The sequence below is a fragment of the Bradyrhizobium sp. 132 genome, assembly GCF_023074185.1.
In the GTDB taxonomy this organism is placed as follows: domain Bacteria; phylum Pseudomonadota; class Alphaproteobacteria; order Rhizobiales; family Xanthobacteraceae; genus Bradyrhizobium.
The window spans coordinates 1-10,347 of sequence record NZ_JADPKY010000155.1 but is presented as its reverse complement, the minus strand read 5'-3'; the positions used below and the strand labels follow the sequence as shown (position 1 = coordinate 10,347).

The 10,347-nt window shown below is 58.7% G+C and carries 8 protein-coding genes and 1 pseudogene; 4 read left to right on the top strand and 5 right to left on the bottom strand.

Annotation, left to right across the window (positions count from 1 at the left end):
• Positions 1-80: 80 nt before the first annotated feature.
• Positions 81-1,544: a lipopolysaccharide biosynthesis protein gene (locus IVA74_RS32745; RefSeq protein WP_247351147.1), complete on the bottom strand. Its 1,464-nt coding sequence runs from the start codon at positions 1,542-1,544 to the stop codon at positions 81-83.
• Positions 1,545-1,944: 400 nt separating this feature from the next.
• Here IVA74_RS32745 and IVA74_RS32740 point away from each other — a divergent pair, with 400 nt between their 5' ends.
• Together IVA74_RS32740 and IVA74_RS32735 are read left to right on the top strand one after the other, a co-directional pair.
• Positions 1,945-3,636: a hypothetical protein gene (locus IVA74_RS32740; RefSeq protein WP_247351145.1), complete on the top strand. Its 1,692-nt coding sequence runs from the start codon at positions 1,945-1,947 to the stop codon at positions 3,634-3,636.
• The gene (locus IVA74_RS32735; protein WP_247351143.1) at positions 3,617-4,009 is read left to right on the top strand and encodes a DCC1-like thiol-disulfide oxidoreductase family protein; all 393 of its coding nucleotides are present in this window, start codon (positions 3,617-3,619) and stop codon (positions 4,007-4,009) included. The genes IVA74_RS32740 and IVA74_RS32735 overlap by 20 nt, the downstream gene beginning before the upstream one ends.
• A 123-nt stretch (positions 4,010-4,132) precedes the next feature.
• Here the strand turns inward: IVA74_RS32735 and IVA74_RS32730 are convergent, their stop codons facing one another.
• The 3 genes from IVA74_RS32730 to IVA74_RS32720 all read right to left on the bottom strand — a co-directional run bounded on the left by IVA74_RS32730 (position 4,133) and on the right by IVA74_RS32720 (position 6,843).
• Positions 4,133-5,302 carry a glycosyltransferase family 2 protein gene (locus IVA74_RS32730; protein WP_247351141.1) on the bottom strand — a complete coding sequence of 390 codons (1,170 nt, stop codon included), beginning with the start codon at positions 5,300-5,302 and terminating at the stop codon, positions 4,133-4,135.
• Between the two features lie 566 nt (positions 5,303-5,868).
• Positions 5,869-6,210, bottom strand: a complete 342-nt coding sequence (locus tag IVA74_RS32725; RefSeq protein WP_247351139.1) for a hypothetical protein — start codon at positions 6,208-6,210, stop codon at positions 5,869-5,871.
• 213 nt (positions 6,211-6,423) lie between these two features.
• Positions 6,424-6,843: a hypothetical protein gene (locus IVA74_RS32720; RefSeq protein WP_247351137.1), complete on the bottom strand. Its 420-nt coding sequence runs from the start codon at positions 6,841-6,843 to the stop codon at positions 6,424-6,426.
• A 205-nt stretch (positions 6,844-7,048) separates the two neighbouring features.
• Here IVA74_RS32720 and IVA74_RS32715 point away from each other — a divergent pair, with 205 nt between their 5' ends.
• The gene (locus IVA74_RS32715; RefSeq protein WP_247351134.1) at positions 7,049-8,290 is read left to right on the top strand and encodes an acyltransferase; all 1,242 of its coding nucleotides are present in this window, start codon (positions 7,049-7,051) and stop codon (positions 8,288-8,290) included.
• A gap of 626 nt (positions 8,291-8,916) precedes the next feature.
• Here IVA74_RS32715 and IVA74_RS32710 read toward each other — a convergent pair.
• Positions 8,917-9,519 carry a hypothetical protein gene (locus IVA74_RS32710; protein ID WP_346730996.1) on the bottom strand — a complete coding sequence of 201 codons (603 nt, stop codon included), beginning with the start codon at positions 9,517-9,519 and terminating at the stop codon, positions 8,917-8,919.
• Positions 9,520-9,881: 362 nt separating this feature from the next.
• On the opposite strand from IVA74_RS32710, the pseudogene IVA74_RS32705 reads away from it, so the two are divergent.
• Positions 9,882-10,347, top strand: a pseudogene (locus IVA74_RS32705) (calcium-binding protein); the annotation flags it as partial.

The window sequence follows — 10,347 nt, the reverse complement described above, 5'->3', positions numbered from 1 at the left end:
GCATTGGTATGACTGCTGTTAAGGTCCGGTTGGCTGAAAGCCCCGGCTTGCGCGGTTCCTGCAATCCGGGGAAGTTTTGCCTAGATTTGCGGGGCTGCCCTTCGGTAACCGTAGCGCAACAGACGCTTCGCGAGTGCCCTTTTCTGCGCAAAGAAGCTGATGGCTATGAGATATGACGCATAGGCAAGCGCCAGCAGCGTAGCCAGTCCAGCCAGAGAGTTTCCATCCAGCAACGAGATGGTCGAAATCCTTGTGATGGCCGCCGCAACGAGACAACCGATCCAATGCGGGCCGGTCGTTTCGATCAGGCGCCTCGTCGTCACGGGGCCGTTGCGACCGATCAATGTCGCGTAAAGCGGCAGCACGATGGCGCAGTTCACCAGCGTATATGCGATGGCAATTCCAAGGGCGCCCCAGGGAAGGCCGATGACGAATGAGATCACGTTGATCAGAGCAGTCCAAACGCCCAGCCTGAAGTACTCCCGCCCACGGCCTTGACTGAGAAACAGCCAGGCTGCCGTCGCGGTCGCGACCTGGATCAAGCCCGCAAGGCCCAGCCACGAAAAAATCGGGGCTGCACCCACCCAATGCTCTCCGAGGACTCTTCTGAAGAGCGGCTCCGAGAGCAGGATGGCGAAGACGATGCCTGGTTGACATACAAGCATGACCATGGAAAGGGCATCGTCGTAAGTGCTCAGGTATTCTTTCTTATCGAGACGAAGCCGCGAAAGAAGCGGCACGATCACCTGCCCGATCGGGTTGTGCAGTTGAACGATCGGGAACAGCAATAGCTTATAGGCCCGATCGTAAAGGCCGAGTTCGTCGCCGCCGCGGAATTTGCCGATGAGGATATTGTCCGCGTTTCTCGAGAAATAGTTGACCAGATTGAACCCGGACACGTGCAGGCCGAATCTTGCCATGTGCCGCGTCTCGCTGTCCAAGTGAGGATATCCGGGACGATAGCCCGAACAGGTCCAGATCCCAGCTGTCGAAAGCAGCGTGAGAACGAGCGTGGACAGGTAAAGCGCCCAATAATTTCTCAAGATGATCACAGCAACGATCCCCGCGACAATGGACGCGGTTGTCGCTGCGACATCCAAGACTGCCAGGGCTTTGAACCTGGACTCTCTGGCAAGCAGGGCGGCGGGAACGGTTGGCAGGCCTGCAATGAAGCTAAGCCCTGCAATTGCGACGATGAGCTGTCGAAGCCTGGGATCGTCGTAAAACAGTGAAAGCGGATATGCGCTCAAGGTCAGGGCGAGGGCTGACGCCGCGGAAGCCAGCACCGACAGCCAGAACAGCGTATCGATCTGGCCCTTGGCGATTTCCGGGCGTTGAATGATGGCCTGTCCGACGCCGAGGTCCTTGATGAGCCCGAGGAACGTTGCGGCCGTCGCGGACATGGCAAGTAGGCCGAAGTCGGACGGCGTAAGATTTCGCGTCGAGAATATTGTCAAAACGAAACCGGCTGACAGTTTCCAGGCCTGGGCCCCACCTGTTATGAGGATGTTGGTTGCGGCCCGCGACTTGCTGTCTCTGTCCAACGAGTTCACCCCGCGATCTCAAACAGTTCTTGCTCGGTCTTGCGGCTGCCTGCAAATGCCGGCGCGAAATCTATCGCTCTCAACTGTGACGGTTCTGGACCGCCCCGGCTTTTAGCTCGGCTTTGACACGAACGGAAGATATGATCGAGCGACGTGGGATCGGCGAACTGTGAGGCGAGTCCGGTCGAGGCGGATGACCAACTTCGAACGAGTGCGTGAAGATTCACCAATGTCAGTTGGCGGTGCGGAGACGCGCAGTCACAACAATGCCCGCAGTTTGTCACATTTCAATTTGCAATGTTCAGGTTCCCGCAAGATGATTTTGTGAGCACTCCCGCTGCGGAAGGCCAAGGCTGCGCGTGCGATGCTTGCAGGATGCAAGCGGTTCGATAATGTTCGGTTGATCTGCGATCGCGCAGTTCCGGAGGTCCGAGGCGGGATGGCGTTATACACCGTCGCATCATCACGGCAAGGAACCCGGTCTGGCATCTCGTCGCTGGCGGGACCTCTCTTCCTTCTTGCAGTAGCCATCGTTCTGTCTGCGATTTCGCGGCGGGCCGTCACGCATCTCGCGCGCTGGTCTGACATTTACGCGTTTGTGCTGGTTTGCGCGGCATTTGCCGGCGCGCTCGCCTTCAACTCGATTCGCTACCGGGATTTCTCGCCGCCATTGCGGATCACCGCCTTCGCGATCGGAATGGCGATCTTCATGCAGTTGTTGTTCGATTCACTGGGACCCTTCGCAGGTCCTGCCAATATCCTTTTCGGTTCGGGCGACAGGATCCTGTTCTTTCGGTACGGCGCAGTGCTTGCGGTCGTAGCTGGCATCGCCGCGATCTGGCGCCCAGCATTTCTGCTACCGTTGTTCTACTTCTATCATGCGTGGCGCGAGATGGTCAGCGTCGTGTCCGGAATCTTCGTGACCGAGACTGATTATCTCGGCATGCTCGACGTCGGCAACTTCTGCGTCCTTGGCGTGCTGGGCACGATCGTCCTCACCAGTGCCTGGGCAATGGATCGCGTGCCGCAGTTGCGCACTGTGTTCGCTTCCGCGGATGGCGTGAAAGAGCTCCGCGATCGCGCCTACGGCCTGATCTGGGCGTGCGCCGTCGGGGCGCATCTCGGCAGCTATTTCTGGTCGGGAATCGCGAAGCTGCAGGCAGGCGGCGAGAAGCCGTGGACCTGGCTGCTTGCGAACCCCACGCAGACCTCGATCCTGATGGGGCTCGAACGTGGCGACGCCCCGCTCGGCCTATGGCCGGGCGCGTTGCAGACGACCTGGGACGCGATCGTCAGCAACCAGTTGCTCTTCAACGTCTTTGTGCTGGGCGCGCAGCTGCTGTCGCCGCTGGCCGCGATCTCGACGCGCGCGTTGTCGTTCTTCTGTCTGTTGTTCGATCTCTTCCACGTTGGTGTGTACTTCACGCTCGGGGCGCTGTTCTTCTTCTGGATTGCGCTCAACCTTTTCGTCGTCGCCGCGGCGCGCAGGCTGCCGCGCGACGGATTCACCCCGGCCATGAAGGTTGTGATGGTCGTGGCTGTCATCTGCGGTCGATTCTTCTTCTACACCAACTTCCTAGGCTGGCTGGACGGGCCGAAGCTGGCAAGCCCGCGATTCTTCGTCGAGACCCGGGATGGCCGCCAGATCCTCGCCCCGTCCACCTATTTCGGCATCTACTCGTACATGATCGGGACCGGAACCATGTACATCCCCGAAAACCATTTCCGGGCTCGCGTTGGCGGTAACAACCACGATCTTGCGACCTGGCACGACGCGACCACCTGCGGCCCGGAGATTCTTCCGCGTCAGGACACAGGAGTAGCCATGGACGCTGTCGAGAAACTGGTCCGCGAGACGGACCGTTTTTTCCGCATCTATCCCTGGGTCAAGGACAGTAACAGCTTCTATGCCTATCCGCACCACATGCTCGCCAATCCATGGATGTACAGCGAATTCAACAAGCTGAGCATGGACGACATTGTCGCCTATCACTACGTAGTAGAGTCGGTATGCCTCGGCCTTGTCGAAGGCAAACTTGTGCGCGACGTGCGGAAGCAGACGGACTATCGAATTGACCCAAGATGGCCATGACGAGATCTGGGTGGTCTATGACGGCGAATGCCCGTTATGCAGCCGTTATGTCCTGCTGTATCAGTTGCGGGAGCAGGGGCAGCGTGTCCACCTGATCGACGCGCGCTCGGAACATCCGATCTTACGCGAGATCCGCGCGCACAACCTCGATCTTAATGAAGGCATGGTGGTTCGCTGGCGTCGGCAGTATTACTATGGGGCCGAGGCAATGTATCTGCTGGCAACGCTTGCCGGCGAAGCGACATTTTTCAACCGAGTCAACCGGCTCGTGTTCTCCCGGCCGCGCCTTGCACGGGCACTTTATCCGACGCTCGTGCGTGGAAGGAAACTTCTCCTTCGGCTGCTCGGCCGCAAGCCAATCGGTGAGCTCTGATCCGAGCATGCTCCAGAACGGCAGGTACCGGTCTTCAAAAAAAGTCCATCGAGCAGAACGACCGGCCCGGCCACGATTGGAGAAAAGGAGTCGAGCGCGCGCCCAATGTTTCGGAAGCGATGGTTAGGGTTGTCGCATCGCGGCCTGGTAGGCCGGGGAGAAGCGCATCAGACCGCAACTGACAATATCATCCGACGATTGGTAGATCCGGCTTTTTGGATAGGTGAGTTCGAATGACTGATCCTGGGCGAGCCGCTCCGCGTAGCGTTTATACTCGACCGATCCGCGGTAGTAATTCCCCTCGCGGACGGCGGTGGCGACCTTGTCTGTAAAGTCGTGGAGAAACTTGAAATGGAGCAGGGCGCCGGTGACGTCCCCTGGCTTGCCGCGCGGGGCCATCAGGTGACCGGCGGCGATATAGCGACGGCCGGGCAACCAGCGCGCGAGCGGCACCTTAGTAAGCAGCGGTGGCTCCCAGCGCGTGATGTTGATTGCAGGCAGAAGCCGCTCCAGTCCGTAGGGCTCAAGCAGCCGTACGAGCGCGTCGTAGAGCGCGATCTTCGGCGGCATCGGCTCATCATAGAACAGTCTCGCTCGCGCTCCGCCAATCAGGTAGTTCGTCGGAAAGCCGCGCCGACGGCGCTTCACATAGGTATCTGAATCGAAGTAGGGGCAGAATGCGACGAGGCTCTCTCCAGCGCGGTAGCGTTCCGAGCCGCCGAGCACGCGTGGATACATATCGATCATCTCCGCAGTCATGCAATCCGCGCCTGAGCTCTCCAGATAGCGGCACAGCCATCGAAGATCAAAATTTTCGCAGCCGGGGTAGACAAAGAGCTCGTCGGCGTCGAGCGTCAGCGCCCACCGTCCGGGCGCGAATTGGTCGAGCACGGCGCTGGTCCAACGCGCGCCACCACGTGATTCTGCAAACGGCTCGCGGATCTCGAATACGTGAACGTCTGGCTGATCGAGGAGGAATTCTCGCGTGCCGTCGTCCGAACGATCATCGATCGCGAGGAAACGTCTGACCCCGAGTCGCCGATGGTGGCGCAGGAAATCGGGTAGTCGCAGCATCTCATTGCGGAGTTTGCCAACCGCCACGACCTCATCGGCGCCGATATCGAGCGGCCGGGTATCAATCCGGTGAATGACGGGACCGGGACGCTGCTTCGGCCGCAATCGTGTTGGCATCGAGAGAGCTATAGCCGCTCGATCCGTTTCGATCGACTCTTGCAACGAGTCCCACGCGCCGCTACGGCGTCCTGCTGCCGCTGCTCTCGCCAGCAGTTCCATCTTGGATCCTCCGGTCAACTAAACACACATTCGAGCAATCTTAAGACAGGACACGACAAAGACGGCGAAGATAGGTGCCATCGACGGCAGACCATATCGTTTTCAGCGAGTTGATCTACATTCACAAGTCCAGGGCGAGGCCATCTGCTTCTGCACAATGCAGAAATATCGGCCGGGGATTTCACAGGCGCCGGTTCCAGATCCGCCTCGCCGTTGTCATCAATCCCCAAACAGCGTGAGTCACTGCTGATGCAATGCTACTAGTTCTTGAGGAGATCGAGCTCAGGTGGCGTTCAGTGTGGATGCAACGTGTGCTGAGGTGGCGGACAGACTTTCCGCTCACGGTTTCGAAGTGTTCGCACGCCGGACTATGTCCGGCGTGCACCGACCGGGAAATCCCGACAGGACCACAATGGAACCGGTCGACGGGCAGACCGACGGCCCTGTCGACGTGGAAAATATCATCCGTGGTGCGCGCGACCAAACGGGATTGAGGCTCATCCGGGGGCACGTCGCAATGTGACGAAATCCTCGGCATGCATGCCCACTGTCGCGCCAGTGATTGGCTAGAGTACGACTCGTGATTCGGGCAACGGCGGGGATGCCTCCGATTGTACTTGATCGAGCAGCGAGAGGTTCTGGCGAAGCAGATTGGTTAGCAGGCTCGCGAAATACGCCACCTGCATGACCACAGCGCTGACGACAAATGAAACCGCACCGGTCAACAAACCCTGCTCAGTGCCCAAATACCACGCTGGAACCATGACTAGCATCGTTGCGGGAATGAGGACGAACGCGCGAAAGGTGCGTCCCAAAAGAAGACCCACCACGCCGCTTGCTATCAACAGCAAGATCAAAATCCACCCTCCTGCATGTGCGCCAAGGATGTCCTGCACACGCGCCATCATCGCATTTCAACCACAGAACTGCTAGAAAGATACCACTTTCTAACTGCGCCTGCTAGTCAATTTGTGGCTGCCACTTTCGCCGAAAATGGGCAGCGGCTTCAGCTTCCAGGAACATCCTCAGCATCGTAAAGCAATCAGCGCTACCACGCTGCAAAAAGCGACGCGCAGACACGGCGAAAGACTTCTGGTCAACCGACGCGGAAGTAAAGGGGCCTAGACGTCCTGCCTGCGGCGCTGCAGGAGTGCGACCAACTCCTCGAGGCTCTGTTCGAAATTCGCGGGCTGCAAAGATCCAGCGTCCGGCTCAGGCCGATGAGCCTGAACCAGATGCAAGTTTCCGCCGGCAGGCCTTGCCGGGTTTTCTGGGTTGCGGTCGTGAATGGATATGTCCTGAAACGAGCGCGTGATGTCGTGGTTCGTCCGTTGTCTTTCAGCCATTGCCGATTCAGACGCGGCATGTCGCGTCCTGGTGCGTTCATCAGAAGATGATTGCTTGGGTCTGAGCGCGGGCGAAATGTACGGCTGCAAATGCAGGTACTCCGCGTGTCGCTTGCGCGAGATTAGCTCGCGCGTGCCATAGCCGGCAGCGAAGCCAATCGCGAGCAGAACAAATATGATAAGGAGCCCTGCCATCAAGCTATACGTGCGCTCTCACAATTATGCCCCAAAGCAAGCCTCCTGCCGTCTATATCCCGTAGTTGACTATTTGAAGGCACGTTGTTCGCGCGTTCGTCCCGGGCCGCGCTCGTTCAGAATCGTGTCCTGATGACTGATGTGGCAGCACTGTCGATTGACAGGCGGTTCAATCTGGCCAGTATTGCAAATAGCAAACCACGAAATGCCGAGATCGCCGATCTTGTTATTACAATCTCCAGGTTCCGCGGCGATCGCAGAAAGCGGCGCGCAGAAGATCGGGGCCGTTAACGGCCTTCGTGGACTCGCCATTATGATGGTGATCGTGTTTCACCTGTTCGTCCCGTTTACATCCAGCACGCCGTCGTTTCCCGGCGAGCTTAATCCCAATGGTCTTCTTGCCACTGTCGCGAAGCACGGCTTCTTGGGCGTAAATATCTTTTTTGTGCTCTCTGGATTCGTTCTGTACCTTCCCTATCGCACAAAAAAGAGGGCGATCAATCGGCTGGCGGATTTCCCGGATTTCTATTGGCATCGCGCTGCCCGGTTGCTTCCGCTTTACTATATTGTCGTCCTCGTGACCGTTGCACTCCATGCCAAATCTCCCGCTGGATCGCACGGCTGGTATATGGAGCTTGGCGGACTCCTATCGACACTTTTCATTTTTGTGCCGCACGGGTTTATGCCCCCCTCCAATCCCGTGCTGTGGTCCGTCGGTGTTGAAGTCTGGTTTAGCCTTTTGTTTCCGCTGCTGATCCTTCTGATCGCGCGGTGGAGCCTCGAAAGGTTGGTGCTGTTGAGCGTGCTCGTCTGCTCAGCCTTCGTGGTGGCCGGAAATCTTATCGCGGTCGACCGGGTCGGCATATTTCGCCCGTTTGTGGGCGGCATCTTCGGGTCGTGCTACCAATTCATTTTCGGAATGTTGGTTTGCGATCTTTATGTCAAGTCCAGGGACAGCGCCTCGCTCGGGCGATTCCATTCGCATGGGCTGCTGCCCGGTGTGCTGCTGATGATTGCCGCCATATTTCTCAAGGATCACGGTCCTTGGGCCGTGAGCATTCTCTATACAACGATATTTTGCGCCGGGTTTTCCATGGTGTTGCTTGCGGTGCTGTGTGGGGCATGGTCGGCAAATCGTGTATTCGAAGCATGGGCAATTCAAATCGTCGGATGCATGTGCTACAGCATCTATGCATGGCATTCGATCATCATGGTCGAAATGATCCCGCCGGATACTTCTTCGTTGAAAGACACGCTTCGATTGTCATTGCCGTATCTCGCAATAGTGCTCGCGCTGAGCGCTTTGAGCTATCGCTATATTGAGTTTGGCCATCGGCTCGATTGGAGAGCTCTGTTCTTGTTGCGTAACTCCAAGTCTAACGAGCGCGCGGGCGAACAGGCGTCCGTTCGTGATCATGCCGACGCAAAGCCCGTTTCATCGTCCTGAAAGACCTTTGCTATTTGGACGCGTGGCGATCCGAGCGGCTTATCGGGTCCAGGACGCGCCCTTGTTGACGCTGCATCGACAACTGTGACAGTCCCGCCTACATCTCGCGCTCGCCGACCGGCTCCGTGTAGCACCATGGATCAAGCGGACCGCTTTGGCCGTCGCACCTTCGGCTGTTGCCGGAGAAATACGGTCGGAGTTAAAAGTTTGCGAGTTGCGAAGATCGAGCCTGTGTCGCTCTGATGTTGTCCCGATGCGTGTCTATGCCGGTCCCTGGCCTCAAGTCGCCGCGAGGGGCCTTGAGCCCGCCCGATCCGCTACCGCCACACTCGGGGCAATTCCGCACAGGTCGACCCGCCGTAAGATCACTTTTTGCGGATAGATTTCCAGAAGCTTGTGGCGCAACACTCCTTAGCCTTGGATTTCCAGGAGAGTTCGGTGACATCGATCACCAGCAGACCACTCGGTGGCCGATCGTGGCGTGGCACGACGTCGGCGAAGATCGCGTGCCGCAGCGCATAGTAGTCGTCAAGATTCTCGCGGGCGGCAATAGGGCGGCGCCAACACCTCCAATTCGACCGGCAGCGCGATCGCGGTCGGCGGCCGCGGCGTTCGGAAAGGCTCGTTCATCGCGGTAGGTCCTCCGGTCCAAGCTTCGCGGGCAAAGCCGCCCGCGTGAGGTTGACCGTATCGTGGACAGGGCTCGCCGACCACAAGTCCTGCGCCACTGGCAGTGGCGCGATCTGCAGGTTGGCCCACCAGGCTTTTTCATTACCGTGCCGGTGCAGCTCCTGATGATGGGCGCGGCACAAGGGGACGGTGAACTCGTCGCTGACCTTGCGGCCGAGCGCCTTGGGTTGGGCAAACTTCAGATGGTGGGCATCGCACGGGGTTTGCTGGCAGATGAGGCAGGGCTGGTTACGGACAAACAGCCGGTGGGCCTTGCTGCGTACGCGGGGCGGCTCCTTGGGATAGGCAGGCCCAACCTCGTCTGGCAATCTGTGCAGCGCTACGATCCCTGCAGCTGCACCTCGCAGGTGCTCCGGTGATGCTTCGGGCGTTGGTTCGACATCCTTGGCGAATGAACGGGTGACCTCCTCAAGCTTGGTTTGATAGGCGGCCTCGACGAGTCGGGCATCCGACTCCAGCAGGGTGTTCTTGAGCGGTAGGCTGGCCTTGGCCCAGGCGAGCAGGCCTTCGCTGGCCAGCAGAGCTTCAAGTTGGCTCAACAGTTGCTCGCGGAGCTCGGCAACCACCTCTCAGCGCAACAACCAAGCGGGCCAAGGGCGTTCCTAACCATGCGCCGGTGCTAGACCCGCCGCGGCATGCTCCAAAACGAGATCGATCCGACAAAGAGCTTAGTCCGGCCAAGCGGAGGCTGACCGTTCGTACCGACACGGAAGATGCGCCTGAGAGCTTTCTCATGCTGCGCCCCGGAGTCTGGCGCAGCACAGGCTGGCAGCGACGGCTCATCCGGCACATTCGCTTCAGCGAAGCCATCCGATTTGCTCGGCTCATTGCGCGAAACCTCTCGTTTCCGCCGGCATGCAGGTTTGCATTTGAAAAATGGGACGTTTAACGGGAGGTGTTCATGGCCAAGCGCATTCCAATTATTCCTGGTAGTCTCATTGACCATCAGGTGGGTACCGATGACGGTTTGATTGGCCTCGCGAACGCAACCAACTTTCTTGTCGGCGATGCGGGTCAGGATATTCGCGATCACGCCACCGGGGGCAACGACACCTTTTCCGGTGGTGTGAACTCCATCAACAACTTCGTTGGCGATGCGGGTCGGAGCATGCTCGACCATGCCGTTGGCGGCAACGACCGCTTCACGGATCTCGCCTTCACCGACAGCACCTTCTATGGGGACGCTGGCGGAAACATGTCCGGCTACGCGCGTGGCGGCGATGACACTGGTGAGGCCGCTCCTGCCCTTGGCGCAGTTGCACCGCATATCACTTTCTACGGCGATGCCGGAGGCAACATGTCCGGCCACGCCGAAGGCGGCAACGACAGTTTCGAAGCATTCAGAGGCTCCCCCGCCATTAAACCGC

Bases quoted from the DNA above. Each gene is read 5' to 3' on its own strand.
- IVA74_RS32730 (WP_247351141.1), bottom strand. From the start codon at position 5,302: ATGGAACTGCTGGCGAGAGCAGCGGCAGCAGGACGCCGTAGCGGCGCG.
- IVA74_RS32720 (WP_247351137.1), bottom strand. From the start codon at position 6,843: ATGGCAGGGCTCCTTATCATATTTGTTCTGCTCGCGATTGGCTTCGCT.
- IVA74_RS32725 (WP_247351139.1), bottom strand. From the start codon at position 6,210: ATGATGGCGCGTGTGCAGGACATCCTTGGCGCACATGCAGGAGGGTGG.
- IVA74_RS32715 (WP_247351134.1), top strand. From the start codon at position 7,049: ATGCCGAGATCGCCGATCTTGTTATTACAATCTCCAGGTTCCGCGGCG.